Below are 20,306 nucleotides of genomic sequence, written 5' to 3'. Positions count from 1 at the left end.
GGTTTGTCAGTCGCCAGATGTATTGGCTGATCCACCGCATTCGCGAGCAAGCCCGCTCCCACATTTTTGACCGAGTCTGATCTTGAGAATGAAAAAAGCCCGCCACCGATCACTCGGTGGCGGGCTTTTTTATGGCCGCGAGGGTTAGATCGCGCCGCGCTGACGCAACAGCTCCAGCACTTGCTTGACGCTTTCTTCCAGCGACAGTGCCTGGGTGTCGATCACCAGGTCGGCGTTCAACGGCACGTCATACGGGAAGGACTCGCCCGGGATGTTATCCCCACCGGCGGCGTACAAGCCTTGCGGATCACGCTCGGCGCACACCAGCGGCGACGCTTGCACGTAGACCGTCAGCAGGCGATCGCTGCCGATCAGCGCCTTAGCCTGTTCGCGGCCTTCGGCATCCGGGGCCACAAACGCGGCCAGGGTCAGCAGGCCCGCTTCGTTGAACTGACGCGCCACATGCGCGGCACGACGCCAGTTCTCGGTACGGCCGGCACGGTCATGCGGCAAGCCCTTGTTCAGGTCGTGACGCAGGTTCTGGCCGTCCAGTACGAACACCGCACGGCCCATGTCGAAGAGCTTGCGCTCAACCGCGTAGGCCAAGGTGCTCTTGCCGGCGCCCGACAGGCCGGTGAACAGCACGGTGGCCGGTTGCTGGCCGAAGCGCAGCGCGCGTTCTTCGGTGGCTACGTGAGCCAAATTGCCGTGCTGCGCCGAGCTGCCGTGGGTGATAGGCGGCGCGATGATCATGCCGGCTGCCACGGTGCCGTTGGTCAAACGGTCGATGACGATAAACGCACCGGTGGTGCGATTGCTGTCGTAGCCGTCCAGGGCGATGGCGGCATCAAGGCTGACCTTGACTCGGCCAATTTCGTTCAGTTGCAGCGAACTCGCCGGACCTTCGGCCAGGGTGTTCACATCCACGCGGTGCACGATGCTGGTGATGGAGCCCGGCACGTAGCTGGTGGCGCGCTTGATGTCGTATTTCTTGCCCGGCAGCATCGGTTCTTCAGCCATCCACACCAGCATGGCGTCGAAGGCGTCGGTCACTTGCGGCACGTTATCGGCGTGTACCAGCAAGTCGCCACGGGAGATGTCGATCTCGTCTTCCATGGTCAGGGTCACGGCCTGGCCTGGGCCTGCGTGTTCCAGCTCACCCTCAAAGGTGACAATGGACTTGACCCGGCTGCTCTTGCCCGACGGCAATACCACGACTTCGTCGCCCTTGTGCACGATGCCGCTGGCCAGGGTGCCGGCAAAACCGCGGAAGTTCAGGTTCGGGCGATTGACGTACTGCACCGGGAAACGTAGGTCGGTGTAGTTGCGGTCGTTGGCAATCTCGACGGTTTCGAGGATTTCCATCAGCGACTGGCCGGTGTACCAAGGCGAACGCTCACTCTTGTTCACCACGTTGTCGCCCTTGAGCGCCGACATCGGCACAAAGGCCAGGGTGCTTGGCTTGAAGGCGATACCGTCGGCGAACTTCAGGTAATCAGCCTTGATCTGCTCGAATACGCTTTGGTCAAAGCCATTGATGTCCATCTTGTTGACGGCCACCACGATGTGCTTGATGCCCAGCAACGAGGCGATAAAGCTGTGACGACGGGTCTGGGTCTGCACGCCGTAGCGGGCGTCGATCAGGATGATCGCCAGGTCACAGGTGGACGCACCGGTGGCCATGTTGCGGGTGTACTGCTCATGGCCGGGGGTGTCGGCGATGATGAATTTGCGCTTGGCGGTGGAGAAGTAGCGGTAAGCAACGTCGATGGTGATGCCTTGCTCACGCTCGGCCTGCAGGCCGTCGACGAGCAACGCCAGGTCGATATCGTCGCCAGTGGTACCGGACTTCTTCGAATCGCGGGTGATGGCTTCCAGGTGATCTTCGTAGATCATCTTGGAGTCGTGCAGCAGGCGCCCGATCAGGGTGCTCTTGCCGTCGTCGACGTTGCCACAGGTCAGGAAGCGCAACATTTCCTTGCGCTCGTGCTGGCCCAGGTAGGCGAGGATGTCCTCGCTGATCAAATCAGATTGATGCGACATGACAGCCCCTTAGAAATAGCCTTGACGTTTTTTATCTTCCATCGAGCCGGCACCATCGTGGTCGATGACACGGCCCTGGCGCTCGGAAGTTCGCGTCAGGAGCATTTCCTGAATGATGTCCGTCAGCGTCTCGGCTTCGGACTCCACCGCGCCCGTCAACGGGTAGCAGCCAAGGGTACGGAAACGTACTTTCTTTTTGACGATTCGGGCTTTGTCTTCGTCAGACAAGTGCTCAAGGATGCGGTCGTCGTCGATCATGATCAACGTGCCGTTCTTCTCGATCACTTCGCGTTCGGCGGCGAAGTACAGCGGTACGATCGGGATGCCTTCCAGGTAGATGTACTGCCAGATGTCCAACTCGGTCCAGTTGGACAGCGGGAACACACGGATGGACTCACCCTTGTTGACGTTGCCGTTGTAGACGTTCCACAGCTCGGGACGCTGGTTTTTCGGGTCCCAGCGGTGCTTGCTGTCGCGGAACGAGTACACGCGCTCTTTGGCGCGGGATTTCTCTTCATCGCGACGGGCACCGCCGAAGGCTGCGTCGAAACCATGCTTGTCCAGGGCCTGCTTGAGGCCTTCGGTCTTCATGATGTCGGTGTGCTTGGCGCTGCCGTGGGTGAAGGGGTTGATGCCCTGCGCCACGCCGTCCGGGTTCACGTGGGTGATCAAGTCCAGGCCCAGTTCTTCGACCATCTTGTCGCGGAACCGGTACATCTCCTGGAATTTCCAGCGGGTGTCGACGTGCATCACAGGGAACGGCAGTTTGCCCGGGAAGAAGGCCTTGCGTGCCAGGTGCAGCATCACGGCGGAGTCTTTACCGATTGAGTAGAGCATCACCGGGTTGTCGAACTCGGCGGCGACCTCGCGGATGATGTGGATGCTTTCCGCCTCCAGCTGTTTCAGATGCGTCAGTTTGTCGACCATGGTTACTCACGGAAAAACGATCTTATGGACGGCCAGCGGGCCGTGTTCGAGCGAGGCATGCTAGCACAGCACCTGCTTCTATTCAGGGAGCGGACTAGATCGAAACGGTATATGAATATGCCCCCAAGTTTGGGCTTTCTGTGGTGAGGCTCAGATCGGATTGGGGCAATCGATGAAGAGATGTTCCAACGCGAAGCGCCGCGCCAGGTAATCACCCAGCGCCTGTACACCATAGCGCTCAGTGGCATGGTGGCCGGCGGCGATGAAGCTGACGTCGTTTTCGCGGGCGCTGTGAAAGGTCTGCTCGGAGGCTTCGCCGCTCAGGTACAGGTCGACGCCGGCGGCAATCGCCTGGTCGATGTAGCCCTGGCCACCGCCCGTGCACCAGCCGACGCGACGGATCATCTCGCCGCCTTCGATCAATAGCGGTTCGCGGCCCATGACTTCCTGCACGCGGCGGGCAAAATCACGGGGCGACAAGGGCTCGGCAAGGGAGCCGACCAGGCCGACGACCTTGGGGTTGCTCGGGTCAAGCGGGCCTTCTACCGTGATATCCAGCTGACGGGCGAGTTGCACGTTATTGCCGACCTCGGGGTGCAGGTCCAGCGGCAAGTGGTAGGCGAGCAGGCTGATGTCGTGCTTGAGCAGGGTCTTGAGGCGGCGCTGTTTCATGCCGGTGACGCAGGGGTTTTCGCCTTTCCAGAAGTAGCCGTGGTGCACCAGGATCAGATCGGCCTGGGCCTCGACGGCCGCGTCCAGCAGGGCCTGGCTGGCGGTCACGCCACTGACGATGCGCATCACCTGCGGGCGGCCCTCGACCTGCAGGCCGTTGGGGCAATAATCGGCAATTTTTGCACTGCCGAGGTAGCGGTCCGCTTCCTCGACGAGGGTGGTAAGGGGGACGGCCATAAAAGACTCCTAAATATCCCGTTCGCAGGCGTCACAGCCTCGTATAATGCGCGACATTATGGGCGCTCTCTCGCCCCCTGCAACCTGTCAGGACTAACTTGATGCTCAAGGCGCTGCGTTTTTTTGGATGGCCATTGTTGGCTGGCGTGCTGATCGCGATGCTGATTATTCAGCGTTACCCCGAGCTGGTGGGCCTACCCAGCCTGGATGTGAACCTGCAACAGGCACCGCAGACCAGCGCGGTGGTACAAGGCCCGGTGACTTACGCCGATGCGGTCACCATCGCCGCCCCTGCGGTGGTCAACCTGTACACGACCAAGGTCATCAACAAGCCGGCGCACCCGCTGTTTGAAGATCCGCAGTTCCGCCGCTATTTCGGCGACAACGGGCCCAAGCAGCGGCGCATGGAGTCCAGCCTGGGTTCGGGCGTGATCATGAGCCCCGAAGGCTACATTCTCACCAACAACCACGTGACCACCGGCGCCGACCAGATCGTGGTGGCCCTGCGTGACGGCCGTGAAACCTTGGCCCGCGTGGTGGGCAGCGACCCGGAAACCGACCTCGCGGTACTGAAGATCGACCTGAAAAGCCTGCCAGCCATTACCCTCGGCCGTTCCGATGGCTTGCGCGTCGGTGATGTGGCGCTGGCCATCGGCAACCCGTTTGGCGTCGGGCAGACCGTGACCATGGGCATCATCAGCGCCACTGGGCGTAATCAGTTGGGCCTGAACAGCTACGAAGATTTCATCCAGACCGACGCGGCAATCAACCCCGGCAACTCCGGCGGTGCGCTGGTGGACGCCAATGGCAATCTGACCGGTATCAACACGGCGATTTTCTCCAAGTCCGGCGGCTCACAGGGCATCGGTTTTGCGATTCCGGTGAAGCTGGCGATGGAGGTGATGAAGTCGATCATCGAGCACGGTCAGGTGATTCGTGGCTGGCTGGGGATTGAAGTGCAACCGTTGACCAAGGAATTGGCCGAGTCGTTTGGCTTGACCGGACGCCCAGGCATCGTGGTCGCCGGAATCTTCCGCGATGGCCCGGCGCAAAAAGCCGGCCTGCAATTGGGCGATGTGATTCTCAGCATAAATGGCGAACCGGCAGGTGATGGCCGCAAGTCGATGAACCAGGTGGCGCGGATCAAGCCCACGGACAAGGTCGCAATACAGGTGATGCGCAACGGCAAAGAGATCAAGTTGCTGGCGGAAATCGGTTTGCGCCCACCGCCGGCGCCGGTCAAGGAAGAGGAATAATTCGCTGCCCAGGTGCCCATTCGAGGGCACCTGTAAGCTGATATTTCAGAGCGATCCATTCTCATCGGTCATGTTATATTGTTTCAATATCGCTATTGGAATGCTCTATCATGCCGTCTCGAAAAATCGCCCCCTTGGCTGGCCTGGCCTTGGGTTTGCTGCTCGACCCCGCCTACGCCGAAGAAAATACCCTGGAACTCGACACCATCAGCGTCACCACTGACGCCTACGAGTCCGCCTCCAGCCCAGTCAAAGGTTACCGCGCCACCCGTTCCGCCAGTGCGACAAAAACCGACACGGCGATTCGTGACATCCCACAATCCATCAGCGTGATTCCCGCCACGGTGCTCAAAGACCTGGGCAGCACCAACGTGGAACGCGCCCTGGAATTTGCCGGCGGCGTGTCCAAGCAGAACAACTTCGGCGGCCTGACCCTCTACGAATACAGCGTGCGCGGCTTCACCACGTCGGAGTTCTATCAGGACGGCTTCAGCGCCAACCGTGGCTACCCGAGCACACCGGACGCGGCCAACATTGAACGCATCGAAGTGCTCAAGGGCCCTGCCGCCAGCCTGTACGGGCGTGGCGATCCCGGCGGCACCGTGAACATCGTCACCAAGAAGCCTCAGCCTGAAGCCTTCACTACCTTGCAAACCAGCGCGGGCAGTTGGGACCGCTATCGCACCGCTGTGGACGTGAACACCCCGCTGGACAGCGAAGGCAAGGTGCTGACTCGGGTCAACCTGGCGGTGGAAGACAACCACAGCTTCCGTGACCACGTGCAGAGCAAGCGGGTATTCGTCGCGCCTTCGTTCAGCTGGCAGTTGGACCCGGATACCAGCCTGCTGGTGGAAAGCGAATTCGTCCGTCACAGCTCCACCTTCGACCGAGGCATCGTCGACGCCCCCGGCCTATCCCGTTCCACCTTCCTCGGTGAACCCAACGACGGCGATATCGACAACCACAACAACCGCCTCCAGGCCACCCTCGAACACCACCTCAACGACGCCTGGAAACTGCGCCTGGCCAGCCATTACAAGCAAGGCAGCCTGTGGGGCGACGCTTCGGAAAACCGTGCACTGAACCCCGACGGCCACACTATCAACCGCCGTTATCGCGAACGCTCGACGGGTTGGCACGACAGCATTACCCAGCTGGAGCTGCGTGGGCTGTTCGACATTGGCAGTTGGCAGCATGAACTGCTGGTCGGCACCGAGTACGAGGACTACCGCAAGAAAGAACGCGTGACAGCTATCGGCGGCCGTGACTACGCCATTGACATCTACAACCCGGTTTACGGCCAGCCCAAACCCAACGGCACGCGCTCCGGCACCGACTTCTTCGAACAGACCAAAAGCCACGCGCTGAACCTGCAAGACCAGATCATCTTCACAGATCGCTTGCGCGGCATGGTCGGTGTGCGCTTCGAGCATTTCGAGCAGAGCATCGACGACTTCACCCGCAACCACGCCAAGAGCAAGCAGACTCACGACGCCTTTACTCAACGCGCCGGCCTGCTCTATCAGCTCACGCCGCAGGTTGGGGTGTTCGCCAACGCCTCCACGTCGTTCAAGCCCAACAGTGGCCTGGACGCCAACAACAAATCCTTCAAGCCGGAAGAAGGCGTGGGCTATGAAGTGGGGATCAAGAGCGAGCTGTTCGACGACCGCCTCAGCGCAACCCTCGCCGCGTTCCATATCGAAAAGGAAAACGTATTGACGCTGGACCCGGCCACCAATCTCAACCGCGCCGTAGGCAAAGCGCGCAGCCAGGGTCTGGACCTGCAAGTGAGCGGGCAAGTAAGCGATGCCATAAGGGTGATCGGCGCGTTTGCCTACATCGACGCCGAAGTGACCAAGGGCGATAAAACCATTCCCGCCGGCAGCCGGATTCTCGGGGTCGCCAAGCGCAGCGGCAGTCTGTTGGGGGTGTATGAATTCCAGGACGGCGCGTTGCGCGGCTCCGACCTGGGTGCAGCGATCACCTACGTCGGTGATCGCTCCGGTGAGGCCGGCACGGGTTTCGAGCTGCCGGCGTACCACACGGTTGATCTGCTGGCCCATTACAAAGCCACGGAGAATGTCACCGTGGGTTTGAACTTGAACAACCTGTTTGATGAGAAGTACTACGAGCGGTCCTACAGCAATTACTGGATCAATCCGGGTGAGCCGCGCAATCTCACGGTCAGCCTGACGCTTAACCTGTAAACACGGTAAACCATGTGGGAGCGGGCTTGATCGCGAGTGCGGTCTGTCAGTCACTGATTATTTGACTGATCCACCGCATTCGCGAGCAAGCCCGCTCCCACATTTCGATCTTCACTCGGCTTGAGTTATAGCTGCGTTGGCGCTCTTTCGCACAAAGTATTCAGCGCCTTAGCCCATTGCGGATCATCATTGAGGCACGGCACCAGCACCAACTCCTCGCCCCCAGCTTCGCGGAACTGCTCAAGCCCACGATCGCCGATTTCCTCCAGCGTCTCGATGCAATCGGCCACGAACGCCGGGCACATCACCAGCAGCTTTTTCACGCCTTGCTGGGCCAATGCCTCCAGGCGCGCTTCGGTGTAGGGTTCGATCCACTTCGCGCGGCCCAGGCGCGATTGGAACGACACCGACCATTTATCTTCCGGCAAGCCCAGGCGCGCGGCAAAATCACGGGCGACGCTGAAGCATTGCGCGCGATAGCAGGTCTTAAGCACCTCGTCGGACGCGTTCTTGCAGCAGTCGGCATCCTTGAAGCAATGCTGGCCGGTAGGGTCGAGCTTGGTCAGGTGGCGCTCAGGCAAGCCGTGGAAACTCAGCAGCAGGTGGTCGTAATTCTGTTCCACGTATGGCCGCGCGCTTGCTACCAGGGCATCGAGGTATTCGGGCTGATCGTAGAACGGTTGCAGGATGGAGAATTGCACATCGAGCTTTTTGTCGCGCACCACGCGCTTGGCTTCCTCAATCACCGTGGTCACGGTGCTGTCCGCGAACTGCGGGTACAGCGGCGCCAGGGTGACTTTACGGATGCCCTGGGCGGCGAGGCGGGTCAGCACCGTTTCAATGGACGGCTCACCGTAGCGCATCGCCAATTCCACCGGGCCTTGAGTCCACTGTGCGGTCATCTGCTGTTGCAGGCGACGACTGAGCACCACCAGCGGCGAGCCCTCGTCCCACCAGATGGACGCGTAGGCGTGGGCCGACTGCTCGGGGCGCTTGATCAAGATCAGTGACACCAGCAAGCGCCGCACCGGCCACGGCAGGTCGATCACATAAGGGTCCATCAAGAACTGATTGAGGTAGCTGCGCACATCGGCCACCGAGGTGGACGCCGGTGAACCCAGATTGACCAGTAACAACGCGTGATCCGTCATGCAACATCCTATCTTTAGAGGCGGCTGGACACGTCATCCAGGGCCGCGTGCAACTCAGTAAACTGGAAGGTGAAACCGGCGGCCAACAAGCGCTCGGGCACTGCCTTCTGCCCACCCAGCAACAGGCCGGACAACTCACCCAGGCCGACCTTCAATGCAAAGGCCGGCATCGGCATGAACGCCGGACGGTGCAGCACCCGGCCCAGGGTTTTCGCAAACTCGCGATTGCGTACCGGGTGTGGCGCGCAGGCATTATAAGGACCACTGGCATCAGCCTTGTGCAGAAGAAAATCAATCAGGGCGATTTGATCCTTGATATGTACCCACGGCATCCACTGCCGACCAGTGCCGATAGGCCCGCCCAGCGCCAGTTTGAACGGCAGCAACAGCCGCGACAAAAAGCCGCCCTCGGCCGACAACACCAAACCGGTCCGTACCAACACGACGCGAATCCCCAAGGCTTCGGCGCGCTGGGCAGTTTCTTCCCAGGCAATGCACAGCTGGCTGGGGAAATCGTCCTGCACCGGGCCGCTGGCTTCGGTCAACTCACGCTCACCGCCGTCGCCGTACCAACCCACCGCTGAACCGGAAATCAACACCGCAGGTTTTTGCTCCAGCCCCTCAAGCCACGCCAGCAAGGTTTCAGTCAGACTGATGCGGCTGCTCCACAGCAGCGCCTTGCGCTTGTGGGTCCAGGGACGATCAGCAATGGGCGCGCCGGCCAGGTTAATGACGGCATCCACCGGGCCGATAACCTGTTGCAGGTGTTCAACGCCTGCTACCTGTGCGCCGCACAGCTTGGCAACCTGTTCCGGATGACGACTCCACACCGTCAGTCGATGCCCTTGAGCAAGCCAGTGTTGGCAGAGTTGGCGGCCGATCAGGCCAGTACCGCCGGTCAGCAAAATGTGCATGGGATCTTCCTCATGTAACGTTCGCCGCCCCGCACTGGTCTATTTTATAAGCAGGGATCAATTTGAACGGGCGTAACGTTGGATTAAGCCTGTGCTTTAACCATAGGTCACGCCGTAAGAACAGGTAAGCCAAAACTTATACCAAAAAACAATATTGTACAGCTATTGGTGTCGGCGTAGTCTGTACCAACGGTAAAACGAGGCCTCCCATGACTGTTCCCATCGCGATCATCGGCACCGGCATCGCCGGTCTCTCCGCCGCCCGAGCGTTACGAGACGCGGGGCACGTCGTACAACTCTTCGATAAAAGCCGCGGCAGTGGTGGCCGCATGTCCAGCAAGCGCAGCGATGCCGGCTCTCTGGACATGGGGGCGCAATACTTCACCGCCCGTGACCGGCGCTTCGTCAACGAAGTGCAACGCTGGCAAAGCAATGGCTGGGCCGAGCAATGGAAGCCCCAGCTGTACAACTTCAAGTCCGGCCAACTCACGCCCTCTCCCGATGAACAGATCCGCTGGGTCGGCACGCCGCGCATGAGCGCGATCACCCGTGCGCTGCTCGACGACCTGCCGGTGGAGTTCGGTTGCCGCATCACCGAGGTGTTCCAGGGCAAACAACACTGGAACCTGCTGGATGCCGACGGCGAAAACCACGGCCCGTTCAGTCACGTGATCATCGCCACTCCAGCGCCCCAGGCCACCGCCCTGCTGGCTGCCGCACCCAAGTTGGCGAGTGCCGCCGCAGGCGTGAAAATGGACCCTACCTGGGCCATCGCCCTGGCGTTCGACAAGCCCCTGGATACGCCGATGGAGGGCTGCTTCGTCCAGGACAGCCCCCTCGATTGGCTCGCGCGCAACCGCAGCAAACCGGGGCGCGACACCCACCTCGACACTTGGGTGTTGCATGCCACCAGCGCATGGAGCAGGGCCCATCTGGACCTGTCGAAGGAGGCGGTGATCGAGCACCTGCACGGCGCTTTCGCCGAACTGCTGCACAGCGCCATGCCCGCGCCGTCGTTCAGCCTGGCGCACCGCTGGCTCTATGCGCGACCGTCCAGCAGTCATGAATTCGGCGTACTGGCCGACGCCGATCTGGGCCTGTACGTGTGTGGCGACTGGTGCCTGTCGGGCCGGGTAGAAGGTGCATGGCTCAGTGGCCAGGAAGCCGCGCGACGCTTGATGGAACACCTGCAATGAACCGCATCAATCCCGCAAAACTGCTGCTGTCAAAATGGACAGCAGCGCGCCCCCGAAACAAGGAAAAACACTTCCTGGTCACCGAATTGTTTCGTGATGATGAAGGCACCGTGCTGGAAATCGAACTGCAAGCGGTCATGACGCACCGCAGCGAACGCCTGCCCTGGCAAACCCTGCAGGATATCGACGCCTGGAAAATCGGCTGGAAATAGCCAACGCGCAAACTTGTACAAATAGTTTGACTTGTACAGCATCGAATCTATGATGGGATTTAGTTGTACAAGATTCAAACCTTGTACAGGAATCTTGCGAGGGTTCGTTTATGTCCAGCATCACCAAACCGAAGATCGCCATCAGCGCCTGCCTGCTGGGCGAAAACGTGCGCTTCAACGGTGGCCATAAACAATCCCTGCTGTGCAGCCAGACTCTCGCCGATTATTTCGACTTTGTGCCGCTGTGCCCCGAAGTCGCCATTGGCCTGGGCATTCCCCGCGAACCCATCCGCCTGGTGGGCGACCCTGCTCACCCGCAAGCCGTCGGCACGGTGAACCGCGAGCTGAACGTCACCCAGCCGCTGGACGACTATGGCCAGCAGATGGCGGCGGAACACACCGACCTGTGCGGCTACATTTTCATGCAGAAGTCGCCGTCCTGTGGCCTGGAGCGGGTCAAGGTGTACCGCGAAAATGGCACTCCGGTGGACGGCGGCGGGCGCGGTATCTACGCCCAGGCCTTTTGTGCCCGCCATCCCAATCTGCCGGTGGAAGAAGACGGTCGGCTGAATGACCCGGTGCTGCGTGAAAACTTCCTGACTCGCGTATTCGTGTACGCCAGTTGGCAGCAACTGCTGGCCGAAGGCCTGACCCGTCACCGACTGCTGGCCTTTCATTCGCGCTACAAATACTTGTTGATGGCCCACAGTCCGGCGCATTACAAAAGCCTCGGCCACCTGCTGGGCAGCATGACCAAGGACGCCAACCTGGATGAATTGGCCAGCGGTTATTTCAGCGAGTTGATGACCGGCCTGACCAAGTGCGCCACCCGTGGCACCCACACCAATGTGCTGCAACACATCAGCGGTTACCTCAAGCAGGCCATCAGCGCCGACGACAAGCAGGAAATGCAAACCGTCATCGGCCAATACCGCCACGGCATCGTGCCTTTGGTGGTGCCGATGACCCTGCTCAAGCACCACTTTCGTCAACACCCGGACCGCTACATCGCGCAGCAGGCCTATCTGCAACCGCACCCGGAAAACCTCAGCCTGCGAAATGCGATCTAGACCATGAAAGTTGCCCTGCTAGACGAACCCGGCGAAGACTTCGCCCAAGCCCTCGAAGATGGCTGGCTGCCGATCCGCGAAGTGGCGCGCCAGACCGGTGTCAACGCCGTGACCCTGCGCGCCTGGGAACGTCGTTACGGCCTCATCGTGCCCCAGCGCACACCCAAGGGGCATCGGCTGTTCAGCGCCGAGCATGTACAACGTATCCACACCATCCTCACCTGGCTCAATCGCGGCGTACCGGTCAGCCAGGTCAAAGGCCTGATCGACTCCGCCCAGGCCATTCCCGATGCCGTCGAAAACGAATGGCACAGCTTGCGCCAGAACCTGGTGCAAGCCATCAGCGAATTGACCGAGCGCCGGGTGGATGACGCCTTCAACCAGGCCATGGCGCTCTACCCGCCCCGCACCCTGTGCGAGCAACTGCTGCTGCCGTTGCTGCAGGAGCTGGAACAACGCTGGCAAGGCCAGTTCGGCGCGCAGATGGAACGGGTGTTTTTCCTGTCCTGGCTGCGCAGCAAGTTTGGCGCGCGCATCTACCACAATAATCGTCAGCTGCATGGTGCGCCGCTGCTGTTGGTCAACCAATCCGACCTGCCCCTGGAGCCGCACCTGTGGCTCAGCGCCTGGCTCGCCAGCAGCGCCGACTGCCCGGTGGAAGTGTTCGACTGGCCGCTGCCCGCCGGTGAGCTGGCCCTGGCGGTGGAACACCTGCAACCGCGTGCGGTGCTGCTTTATTCGAGCAAGTCGCTCCATCTGTCGGCGTTCGCAAAACTTCTGGGTGGCGTCAGTTGCCCAAAGTTGATTGTCGGACCAACGGTATGCATCCACCAGGCCGAGTTGTCCGTATTAACCCATGACCTCCCCGAATTGTTCGTCGCCGAAGATCCGTTGTCGGCTCACCAACTGCTGATCCAGCGTGGACTTGTTTAAATGCATTTGATCTGGCTGCGCACCGACCTGCGCCTGCACGACAACACTGCTCTGGCCGCCGCGAGCCAGCGGGGCCCGATTGCGGCCGTGTACCTGATCACGCCGCAGCAATGGCAGTCCCACGATGATGCGCCGTGCAAAGTGGACTTCTGGCTGCGCAACCTGCAAGACCTGAGCAAAACGCTGGGCGCGCTGAATATTCCCCTGCTGATCCGCACCGCAGCCACTTGGGACCAAGCGCCCGACGTACTGAGCAAGCTGTGCCACGAGCTGTCGGTGGAATCGGTGCACGTCAACGAAGAATATGGCATTAACGAAAGTCGTCGTGATGCTGCCGTGTCCAAGGCTTTGGAAGCCGATGGCGTGACGTTCCACCGCTACCTCGATCAACTGTTCTTCCAACCCGGCAGTGTACTGACCAAGACCGGCACTTATTTCCAGGTGTTCAGCCAGTTCCGTAAAGTCTGCTACACCCGCCTGCACAGCGCCCTGCCCCGCATGGTTGCAGCGCCAAAGGCCCAGGCGCCGCTCAAGCTGAAAAGCGATCCCGTCCCGAACACGGTAGAAGGTTTCGCCCCACCCAGCGACAGCCTGCGCGCCCTCTGGCCAGCCGGTGAAGACGAAGCCCGGCGGCGCCTCGATGCCTTCGCCGATCAGCAAATCAGCTACTACAAAGACGAACGCGACTTCCCCGCGAAACCCGGTACCAGCCAGTTGTCTGCCTACCTTGCAGCGGGCGTCGTTTCGCCGCGACAGTGCCTGCATGCCGCGCTGCAAACCAACGGCGGCGAGTTCGAAAGTGGCGACCTGGGCGCCATCACCTGGATCAATGAATTGCTGTGGCGCGAGTTCTACAAACACATCCTGGTCGGTTACCCACGGGTGTCGCGCCACCGCGCGTTCCGCCCGGAAACCGAAGCCGTGGCCTGGCGCAACGCGCCCAAGGACCTCGCCGCCTGGCAGGAAGCGCGCACCGGCTTGCCGATCATCGATGCGGCCATGCGCCAACTGCTGGAAACCGGCTGGATGCATAACCGCCTGCGCATGGTGGTGGCGATGTTCCTGACCAAGAACCTGCTGATTGACTGGCGCGAAGGCGAGCGTTTTTTCATGCGCCACCTGATCGACGGCGACCTGGCGGCGAACAACGGCGGCTGGCAGTGGAGTTCATCCACCGGCACCGACTCGGCGCCATACTTTCGGATTTTCAGCCCGTTGAGCCAATCGGAGAAATTCGACGCTGAAGGCGTGTTCATCAAGCACTGGCTGCCGGAACTGGCCGCGCTGAATAAAAAGGACGTGCACAACCCCGAAGCCGCCGGCGGCCTGTTCGGCGTGGCTGACTACCCGCGCTCGATCGTCGACCTGAAAAAATCCCGTGAACGTGCGCTGGCCGCTTTCCGCAACCTGCCCTCGCGCCAAGCCGCAGGGGGCGACTATGAGTGACTTCCTGCGCCGCTTCGCCCAGGCCTTCACCGCGCTGGACAAGCACAACTTGCACCTGCTCGACAGCCTGTACAGCCAGGACATTGCTTTCGCCGACCCGCTGCACGAAGTCCATGGCTTGCCAGCCCTGCACCGCTACTTCGCCGATCTGTACAGCAACGTCAGCCAGCTGCGCTTTGACTTCCACAGTTTCGACCAGGTCGCCGAAGGCGAAGGTTACTTGCGCTGGAAAATGAGTTTTTGCCACCCTCGCCTGGCCAACGGCAAAGTGATCCGGGTGGAAGGTTGCTCGCACTTGATGTGGCGCGACAAGGTGTACCGCCACCGGGACTATTTCGATGCCGGCGCCATGCTGTACGAACACTTGCCCGTGCTGGGTAGCGTCATCAGCTGGCTTAAAAGGAGAATGGGATGAGCCTGACACCGCCCCGCCGTTATTGGCTGACTGGCGCCAGCAGTGGTATCGGTGCCGCACTGGCCGTGGAGTTGCTCAACAGCGGCGCCCATGTGGCGCTCAGTTCCCGCACCAAAGGGCCTTTGGAAGCGCTCGCGCAACGCTACCCCGGCCAAGTGCTGGTGGTGGCGGGCGACCTGACCAACAGCCAGACCGTGCGCGAGATCGGCGAGCATATCGGCGTGGTCTGGGGTTCGCTGGACACGGTGATCCTCAATGCCGGCACCTGCGAGTACGTGGACGCACGTCAGTTCGACTCATCGATCATCGAGCACGTGGTTCGTACCAACCTGCTGGCGAGCAGTTATTGCATCGAAGCCGCCCTGCCGCTGTTGCGCGCCGGGCAGACGCCACACTTGGTGGGTGTCGCCAGCGCCGTGACCTACTTGCCAATGCCGCGCGCCGAAGCCTATGGCGCCTCCAAGGCTGGCTTGCGCTACCTGTTCGAGTCCCTGCGCATCAGCCTGTCGCCGGAAAATATCGACGTGACCGTGATCAGTCCGGGCTTTGTCGATACGCCACTGACCGAACGCAATGACTTCCCCATGCCGCTCAGTTGGTCGGCGGACAAAGCCGCGCGGCACATCTTCGCCAAGCTGGAAAAACGCCCGCTGGAAATTGCCTTTCCCGCCCTGTTTATCGCCACCCTGTGGCCGCTGTCGAAACTGCCAAACCGCGCACAACTGATCATCGGTAAACGCATGTTGCGCAGCCCGCCGCCGAAGAAGGACGACCTATGAAGATCGCCATCATCGGCAGCGGCATCGCGGGGCTGACCAGTGCCTACCTGCTCGGCCGTCGTCATGAAATCACGCTGTTCGAAGCGGGCAACCGCATCGGCGGGCATACCCACACGGTCAACGTCACCGTCGACGATAAAAGCTACGCGATAGACACCGGTTTTATCGTGTTCAACGACTGGACCTACCCGAACTTCATCCGCCTGTTAGGGCAGATCGGGGTGAAGTTCAAACCCACTGAAATGAGCTTTTCGGTGTGCGACGAAAACACCCGGTTCGAGTACAACGGCAACAACATCAACAGCCTGTTTGCCCAGCGCAGCAACATCCTGTCGCCCGGGTTCTGGGGCATGTTGCGCGACATCCTGCGTTTCAATCGCGAGGCACCGCTGGACCTGCAAGAGCAACGCATCAGCGCCGACATGACGCTGGGGGATTACCTCGAAGCGAAAGGCTATGGCCCGCGGTTCATCCTGCATTACATCGTGCCGATGGGTGCCGCGATCTGGTCGATGTCGCTGGTGGACATGCTGAAATTTCCGCTGCAGTTCTTTGTGCGCTTTTTTAAGAATCACGGGCTGCTCTCGGTGAACAACCGGCCACAGTGGTGTGTGATCGAGGGTGGCTCAAGCAGCTATATCGAACCCCTGACCCGCAACTTTCGCGAACATATCCGCCTCGATTGCCCGGTGCATCTGGTGGAGCGCAATGAAGAGGGCGTGGTGGTCCACAGTGCCGCCGGCACCGAAGCCTTCGACAAGGTGGTGTTTGCCTGCCACAGCGACCAAGCGCTGGCGTTGCTCGGCGACCCCAGCGAGTCCGAGCTGCAAATATTGGGCGCACTGCCCTATGCCGACAATGATGTCGTGCTGCACACCGACACGCGCCTGTTACCCGACCGCCAATTGGCCTGGGCCAGCTGGAACTACCGGCTCACCCCCAACCGTCAGACGCAGGCGGCGGTCACCTATGACATGAACATCCTGCAAGGCATCGACAGCGACACCACGTTTTGCGTCAGCCTCAACCAGACGCCGATGATCAACCCGCTGAAGATTCTTGCCCGCTACACCTACGCCCACCCGCAATACAGTCTGGCGGCAGTGGCGGCCCAGGGACGCCGGGAAGAAATATCCGGCGTGCGCAACACCTTCTACTGCGGTGCCTACTGGGCCAACGGTTTCCACGAAGACGGCGTGGTCAGCGCCCTGCACGTGGCCCAGGCGTTTGGAGAAGCCCTGTGAACAGCGCCCTGTACAGCGGCTGGATTGCCCATCGCCGGTTTGCGCCCAAGGCCCACGCCTTTCGGTACCGCATCGGCCTGCTGTACCTGGACCTGAGCGAGGAACACGAAGTGCTCGGGCTTACGCCCCTGGCCGGGCGCAGCCGCCTGGCGCCTTTCGGTTTTCGCCAGCAGGACTACCTGCGTGAATTGACGCGCACCGGCATGAGCTTGAGCGATGCCGTGCGCCAGGAAGTCGGCAAGGCACTGGGGCGTACACCCCAGGGCGTTATCTGCCTACTGACCCAGGCCCGCAGTTGGGGCCTGGCTTTTAATCCCGTGAGTTTCTTCTACTGCTTCGAGGCCGACGGACGTCTGGCCGCGATCCTGTGTGAAGTGACCAACACCCCGTGGCGCGAGCGTTATCACTACGTGCTGCCGGCCCAGGCACTGAACGCGAATGAGCACCAGCACTTCGCCGTCGCCAAGGCCTTCCATGTGTCACCATTCTTGCCGCGCGACCTGGAATACCGCATGAGCTTCAGCCCGCCCGCCGCCAAACTCGGCGTGCACATGGCCGATTGGCAGGGCGAATTGAAAGTCTTCGACGCCACCTTGAGCCTGCAGAAAGAGACGCTGAACCGCACCAGCCTGCACCGCTACTTGTGGCGCTTTCCCTGGATGACCGCCAAGACCTGCCTCGCGATCTATTGGCAGGCCCTGCGCCTGTTGCTCAAACGCACACCGATTTTTTCCCACCGGGCCGCCGATGGCGCCTCTCGCACCGCAGTCGGGTACACCAAGGATCGCCGCCATGAAATCCCCTAGCTTATCGGTCAAAACCCATCGCCTGAACGTCAACGGCATGACCGCCGCGCTGCTGCGCAAGGCCGTGCTGCGGCAACTCAGCCAGTTGCGCCATGGTCAGTTGGTGGTGATCGAGGACGGCGAGCGCCAGGTATTCGGTGCACGGGAAGCGCATCTGTTGGGGGAGATCCAGATCCTGGATTCGGCCGTGTGGGGCCTGGTGGCGGCCAACGGTTCCATCGGTGCCGGAGAAGCCTTTATCCACGGTTACTGGAGCAGCCCGGACCTCACGGCGGTGGTGCGCGTGATGGTCAGTAACCTCGACGTACTCGATGCAATGGAAGGTGGCCTGGCACGCCTGACACGTCCGTTCACCCAGGGCCTGCACTGGCTCAACCGCAATACGCGCAAGGGCTCTCAGAAAAACATTGCCGCCCACTATGACCTGGGCAATGACCTGTTCGAAGAGTTCCTCGACCCGACCATGATGTACTCGGCGGCGCAATTCCTGACCGCCGACGACACCCTGGAACAGGCGCAACTGAATAAACTGGAGCGCATCTGCCAGAAGCTCGCCCTCAAGCCCAGCGACCACCTGCTGGAAATCGGCACCGGCTGGGGCAGCATGGCGCTGTATGCGGCGCAGCAGTATGGCTGCAAGGTCACCACCACGACCTTGTCCAAAGAGCAGTTTGCCTACACTGAAAAACGCATCGTCGCCCTGGGGCTGCAGGATCAAGTCACGCTGCTGTTACAGGATTACCGCGACCTTACGGGCCAGTACGACAAGCTCGTGTCGATCGAGATGATCGAGGCGGTGGGTCATCGCTTCCTGCCAACCTACTTCAAACAGTGCGCGCACCTGCTCAAGAGCGACGGCCTGATGTTGCTGCAAGCCATCACCATTCGCGACCAACGCTACGAGCAGGCCAAAACCAACGTCGACTTTATCCAGCGCTATATCTTCCCGGGCGGCGCCCTGCCCTGCGTGCAAAAAATGCTGCAGATCGTCAGCCGCGACACCGATATGAACCTGCTGCACATGGAAGATTTCGGCCTGCACTACGCGCGCACCTTGCGCCTGTGGCATGAGAATTTTCGCCGCGCGCACGGCCGCCTGGCAGAATTGGGCTACGACGAATACTTCCTGCGGTTGTGGGAGTTTTACCTGTGCTACTGCGAAGGCGGTTTTATGGAACGCACCATCGGCACCGCGCAATTGCTGTTGGCCAAACCATCCGCGATCAACCCGCCGCTGCTCGGTCGTTTCAGTGCTTAAGACACTGGCCAATGCCGTGCTGTTTCAATGCGGCTGGTTTGCTTGTGTGCTTGGCGGTGACAGCGTGTGGCTACTGGTCGGGCTGGCCGTACTTGCCATTCATCTGCTGTGGATAAGTTCGTGGGCCGCCGACGGCAAGCTGATCCTGGCCGTAACGGTCGTAGGCACGTTATTGGATACCACGTTGCGTGCGCTGGGCGTGTTCCAGTTCACGGAACCGGGGCCGCTGATTCCCTTCTGGTTGATCCTGTTGTGGGCGTTGCTCGCGACGACATTGCGCCATTGCCTGGCCTGGAGCGCCCGTCCCTGGTGGCGTGCGGCAATATTGGGCGCAGTGGGCGGCCCGCTTTCCTACTTTGCAGGCAGCCAATTGGCAGGGGTGAAATTTGGCTTCGCCCTCGCGCCGACGATGGTTGTCCTGGCGCTGCTGTGGGCGGTGGTGTTTGTAGGGTTGCACCGATTGGCACGCTGACGCCTGTCAGTCGTTTCACACCTGTATCACCCGCTTGCCTTACACTGCCCCCTATGACGAACATCCCCCACACCCAAATCACCGAACCCGCGGTCACCTGCTCGACCTGCGCGGCTTGCTGCTGTCAGTTGGAGGTCATGCTGATCACCGACACCGGCGTGCCGGAGCGCTATATCGACACCGATGACTGGGGCGGCGAAGTGATGCTGCGCCTGGACGACGGCTGGTGCGCGGCGCTGGATCGGGACACGATGATGTGTACGATCTACGAGCGACGGCCGCTGATCTGCCGGGAATTCGAGATGGGAGCGCCGGAGTGCCTGACCGAACGCGAAGGGATCGCGACGGCGTATCGCTGATCATGAAATGAGCGGGGATCTAAATGTGGGAGCGGGCTTGCTCGCGAAGCGGTGTATCAGTCAGACATTTACCAACTGAAACACCGCTTTCGCGAGCAAGCCCGCTCCCACAGGGGATCTTCAACGGCCTGAAGGTTACAGCGGCATGGTGTAATGCAGCGCGTAACTCTCTACACCATCGTTATTGCTGCTGATGCCAGCGTTGGAATAATGCGTGGCACGAATGCCCACTTCATGCCCACCCGCGAAGCGCAGGCCGAAACCCAGACGGTCTTCGAACTGGAAAGCCTGGCCGATGTTGTTGTCTTCCACTTTGGTGCGCGAGAACACCGCAACACCAATCCCGGCTTCGATATAAGGCTTGACCTTTTCCCCGGCAAACTCGTACACGAACACCGGCGAGAACGACAGGCTGCTGACGCTGGCGCGCTTGTCTCCGTCCCAATAGGTGTAGGCGCCGCTCCAGTAACCGGTCAATCGACCGGTATCGCTCTGCCACCAGCTTTTATCCCAGTCCGATGTCAGCCCCAGCCGATAGGTCATGGTCGAATCGCTGGTGCCCCCCACACCCAACTCCAGGCCAGCGGCCTGCGCTGAAACAGAGTGCCCCACTACTGCGGCCGCAATCGCAGCCAAACAGAACAAGCGCTTCATAAGAAACATCCTTTCCGAACGAAGTTATATGGTTTTGTACAGGCTATCTCGCTAT

Annotated in this window: 20 protein-coding genes; 14 read left to right on the top strand and 6 right to left on the bottom strand. The window is 60.8% G+C overall.

Annotated elements, in window-relative coordinates; genetic code table 11:
• Window positions 1-144: 144 nt before the first annotated feature.
• The 3 genes from cysN to AC4PS7_RS00450 all read right to left on the bottom strand — a co-directional run bounded on the left by cysN (window position 145) and on the right by AC4PS7_RS00450 (window position 3,879).
• The gene (gene cysN / locus AC4PS7_RS00460; RefSeq protein ID WP_010213281.1) at window positions 145-2,043 is read right to left on the bottom strand and encodes a sulfate adenylyltransferase subunit CysN; all 1,899 of its coding nucleotides are present in this window, start codon (window positions 2,041-2,043) and stop codon (window positions 145-147) included.
• 9 nt (window positions 2,044-2,052) lie between these two features.
• Window positions 2,053-2,970 (bottom strand): sulfate adenylyltransferase subunit CysD, encoded by a 918-nt coding sequence (gene cysD / locus AC4PS7_RS00455; RefSeq protein WP_010213282.1) that lies wholly within the window; start codon window positions 2,968-2,970, stop codon window positions 2,053-2,055.
• A 150-nt stretch (window positions 2,971-3,120) separates the two neighbouring features.
• The gene (locus AC4PS7_RS00450) at window positions 3,121-3,879 is read right to left on the bottom strand and encodes a Nif3-like dinuclear metal center hexameric protein (RefSeq protein WP_044286621.1); all 759 of its coding nucleotides are present in this window, start codon (window positions 3,877-3,879) and stop codon (window positions 3,121-3,123) included.
• Between the two features lie 101 nt (window positions 3,880-3,980).
• Here AC4PS7_RS00450 and algW point away from each other — a divergent pair, with 101 nt between their 5' ends.
• Window positions 3,981-5,135: a Do family serine endopeptidase AlgW gene (gene algW, locus AC4PS7_RS00445; RefSeq protein ID WP_010213284.1), complete on the top strand. Its 1,155-nt coding sequence runs from the start codon at window positions 3,981-3,983 to the stop codon at window positions 5,133-5,135.
• A gap of 110 nt (window positions 5,136-5,245) precedes the next feature.
• Window positions 5,246-7,342: a TonB-dependent siderophore receptor gene (locus AC4PS7_RS00440; RefSeq protein ID WP_044286620.1), complete on the top strand. Its 2,097-nt coding sequence runs from the start codon at window positions 5,246-5,248 to the stop codon at window positions 7,340-7,342.
• Between the two features lie 125 nt (window positions 7,343-7,467).
• On the opposite strand, the gene hemH is transcribed toward AC4PS7_RS00440, so the two are convergent.
• Together hemH and AC4PS7_RS00430 are read right to left on the bottom strand one after the other, a co-directional pair.
• The gene (gene hemH, locus AC4PS7_RS00435) at window positions 7,468-8,493 is read right to left on the bottom strand and encodes a ferrochelatase (RefSeq protein ID WP_044286618.1); all 1,026 of its coding nucleotides are present in this window, start codon (window positions 8,491-8,493) and stop codon (window positions 7,468-7,470) included.
• 14 nt (window positions 8,494-8,507) lie between these two features.
• Window positions 8,508-9,407 carry a TIGR01777 family oxidoreductase gene (locus AC4PS7_RS00430; RefSeq protein WP_010213288.1) on the bottom strand — a complete coding sequence of 300 codons (900 nt, stop codon included), beginning with the start codon at window positions 9,405-9,407 and terminating at the stop codon, window positions 8,508-8,510.
• Between the two features lie 209 nt (window positions 9,408-9,616).
• On the opposite strand from AC4PS7_RS00430, the gene AC4PS7_RS00425 reads away from it, so the two are divergent.
• The 12 genes from AC4PS7_RS00425 (at window position 9,617) to AC4PS7_RS00370 (ending at window position 19,597) form a co-directional block, all read left to right on the top strand.
• The gene (locus AC4PS7_RS00425) at window positions 9,617-10,603 is read left to right on the top strand and encodes an NAD(P)/FAD-dependent oxidoreductase (RefSeq protein WP_010213289.1); all 987 of its coding nucleotides are present in this window, start codon (window positions 9,617-9,619) and stop codon (window positions 10,601-10,603) included.
• Window positions 10,600-10,815 carry a TIGR02450 family Trp-rich protein gene (locus AC4PS7_RS00420; RefSeq protein ID WP_010213290.1) on the top strand — a complete coding sequence of 72 codons (216 nt, stop codon included), beginning with the start codon at window positions 10,600-10,602 and terminating at the stop codon, window positions 10,813-10,815. The genes AC4PS7_RS00425 and AC4PS7_RS00420 overlap by 4 nt, the downstream gene beginning before the upstream one ends.
• 110 nt (window positions 10,816-10,925) lie before the next feature.
• Entirely contained in the window at window positions 10,926-11,885 is a 960-nt protein-coding gene (locus tag AC4PS7_RS00415; protein ID WP_010213292.1) for a YbgA family protein, read from the top strand.
• Between the two features lie 3 nt (window positions 11,886-11,888).
• Window positions 11,889-12,818, top strand: a complete 930-nt coding sequence (locus tag AC4PS7_RS00410; RefSeq protein ID WP_047543641.1) for a MerR family transcriptional regulator — start codon at window positions 11,889-11,891, stop codon at window positions 12,816-12,818.
• A complete protein-coding gene (gene phrB, locus AC4PS7_RS00405) occupies window positions 12,819-14,264 on the top strand; it encodes a deoxyribodipyrimidine photo-lyase (protein WP_154847657.1) in 1,446 nt (481 codons plus the stop codon).
• Window positions 14,257-14,679, top strand: a complete 423-nt coding sequence (locus AC4PS7_RS00400; protein ID WP_010213297.1) for a nuclear transport factor 2 family protein — start codon at window positions 14,257-14,259, stop codon at window positions 14,677-14,679. The genes phrB and AC4PS7_RS00400 overlap by 8 nt, the downstream gene beginning before the upstream one ends.
• Entirely contained in the window at window positions 14,676-15,458 is a 783-nt protein-coding gene (locus AC4PS7_RS00395) for an SDR family NAD(P)-dependent oxidoreductase (RefSeq protein ID WP_010213299.1), read from the top strand. The genes AC4PS7_RS00400 and AC4PS7_RS00395 overlap by 4 nt, the downstream gene beginning before the upstream one ends.
• Window positions 15,455-16,702 (top strand): NAD(P)/FAD-dependent oxidoreductase, encoded by a 1,248-nt coding sequence (locus AC4PS7_RS00390; protein WP_305378142.1) that lies wholly within the window; start codon window positions 15,455-15,457, stop codon window positions 16,700-16,702. Before AC4PS7_RS00395 ends, AC4PS7_RS00390 begins: the two co-directional genes overlap by 4 nt.
• A complete protein-coding gene (locus tag AC4PS7_RS00385; RefSeq protein ID WP_010213302.1) occupies window positions 16,699-17,508 on the top strand; it encodes a DUF1365 domain-containing protein in 810 nt (269 codons plus the stop codon). Before AC4PS7_RS00390 ends, AC4PS7_RS00385 begins: the two co-directional genes overlap by 4 nt.
• Window positions 17,495-18,766 (top strand): SAM-dependent methyltransferase, encoded by a 1,272-nt coding sequence (locus AC4PS7_RS00380; protein ID WP_010213303.1) that lies wholly within the window; start codon window positions 17,495-17,497, stop codon window positions 18,764-18,766. Before AC4PS7_RS00385 ends, AC4PS7_RS00380 begins: the two co-directional genes overlap by 14 nt.
• Window positions 18,759-19,238, top strand: a complete 480-nt coding sequence (locus tag AC4PS7_RS00375) for a DUF2878 domain-containing protein (protein WP_137205934.1) — start codon at window positions 18,759-18,761, stop codon at window positions 19,236-19,238. The genes AC4PS7_RS00380 and AC4PS7_RS00375 overlap by 8 nt, the downstream gene beginning before the upstream one ends.
• A gap of 53 nt (window positions 19,239-19,291) precedes the next feature.
• On the top strand, window positions 19,292-19,597 hold the full coding sequence (locus tag AC4PS7_RS00370) for a YkgJ family cysteine cluster protein (RefSeq protein WP_016977069.1): 306 nt from the start codon (window positions 19,292-19,294) through the stop codon (window positions 19,595-19,597).
• 135 nt (window positions 19,598-19,732) lie between these two features.
• On the opposite strand, the gene AC4PS7_RS00365 is transcribed toward AC4PS7_RS00370, so the two are convergent.
• Window positions 19,733-20,251, bottom strand: a complete 519-nt coding sequence (locus tag AC4PS7_RS00365; protein ID WP_010213306.1) for an acyloxyacyl hydrolase — start codon at window positions 20,249-20,251, stop codon at window positions 19,733-19,735.
• Between the last annotated feature and the right edge of the window lie 55 nt (window positions 20,252-20,306).

The sequence above is a fragment of the Pseudomonas sp. DW-iso3 genome (genome assembly GCF_058725305.1).
The sequence above is the reverse complement of the archived record's forward strand: the minus strand, read 5'-3'. Positions and strand labels throughout refer to the sequence as shown.

What these genes read in the sequence shown, in the direction of transcription:
- AC4PS7_RS00400 (WP_010213297.1), top strand. Translation starts at nt 14,257, where the DNA reads ATGAGTGACTTCCTGCGCCGCTTCGCCCAGGCCTTCACCGCGCTGGAC.
- AC4PS7_RS00430 (WP_010213288.1), bottom strand. Translation starts at nt 9,407, where the DNA reads ATGCACATTTTGCTGACCGGCGGTACTGGCCTGATCGGCCGCCAACTC.
- AC4PS7_RS00440 (WP_044286620.1), top strand. Translation starts at nt 5,246, where the DNA reads ATGCCGTCTCGAAAAATCGCCCCCTTGGCTGGCCTGGCCTTGGGTTTG.
- AC4PS7_RS00390 (WP_305378142.1), top strand. Translation starts at nt 15,455, where the DNA reads ATGAAGATCGCCATCATCGGCAGCGGCATCGCGGGGCTGACCAGTGCC.
- cysD (WP_010213282.1), bottom strand. Translation starts at nt 2,970, where the DNA reads ATGGTCGACAAACTGACGCATCTGAAACAGCTGGAGGCGGAAAGCATC.
- AC4PS7_RS00370 (WP_016977069.1), top strand. Translation starts at nt 19,292, where the DNA reads ATGACGAACATCCCCCACACCCAAATCACCGAACCCGCGGTCACCTGC.
- AC4PS7_RS00380 (WP_010213303.1), top strand. Translation starts at nt 17,495, where the DNA reads ATGAAATCCCCTAGCTTATCGGTCAAAACCCATCGCCTGAACGTCAAC.
- phrB (WP_154847657.1), top strand. Translation starts at nt 12,819, where the DNA reads ATGCATTTGATCTGGCTGCGCACCGACCTGCGCCTGCACGACAACACT.
- AC4PS7_RS00410 (WP_047543641.1), top strand. Translation starts at nt 11,889, where the DNA reads ATGAAAGTTGCCCTGCTAGACGAACCCGGCGAAGACTTCGCCCAAGCC.
- algW (WP_010213284.1), top strand. Translation starts at nt 3,981, where the DNA reads ATGCTCAAGGCGCTGCGTTTTTTTGGATGGCCATTGTTGGCTGGCGTG.
- hemH (WP_044286618.1), bottom strand. Translation starts at nt 8,493, where the DNA reads ATGACGGATCACGCGTTGTTACTGGTCAATCTGGGTTCACCGGCGTCC.
- AC4PS7_RS00425 (WP_010213289.1), top strand. Translation starts at nt 9,617, where the DNA reads ATGACTGTTCCCATCGCGATCATCGGCACCGGCATCGCCGGTCTCTCC.
- AC4PS7_RS00450 (WP_044286621.1), bottom strand. Translation starts at nt 3,879, where the DNA reads ATGGCCGTCCCCCTTACCACCCTCGTCGAGGAAGCGGACCGCTACCTC.
- cysN (WP_010213281.1), bottom strand. Translation starts at nt 2,043, where the DNA reads ATGTCGCATCAATCTGATTTGATCAGCGAGGACATCCTCGCCTACCTG.
- AC4PS7_RS00395 (WP_010213299.1), top strand. Translation starts at nt 14,676, where the DNA reads ATGAGCCTGACACCGCCCCGCCGTTATTGGCTGACTGGCGCCAGCAGT.
- AC4PS7_RS00365 (WP_010213306.1), bottom strand. Translation starts at nt 20,251, where the DNA reads ATGAAGCGCTTGTTCTGTTTGGCTGCGATTGCGGCCGCAGTAGTGGGG.
- AC4PS7_RS00420 (WP_010213290.1), top strand. Translation starts at nt 10,600, where the DNA reads ATGAACCGCATCAATCCCGCAAAACTGCTGCTGTCAAAATGGACAGCA.
- AC4PS7_RS00415 (WP_010213292.1), top strand. Translation starts at nt 10,926, where the DNA reads ATGTCCAGCATCACCAAACCGAAGATCGCCATCAGCGCCTGCCTGCTG.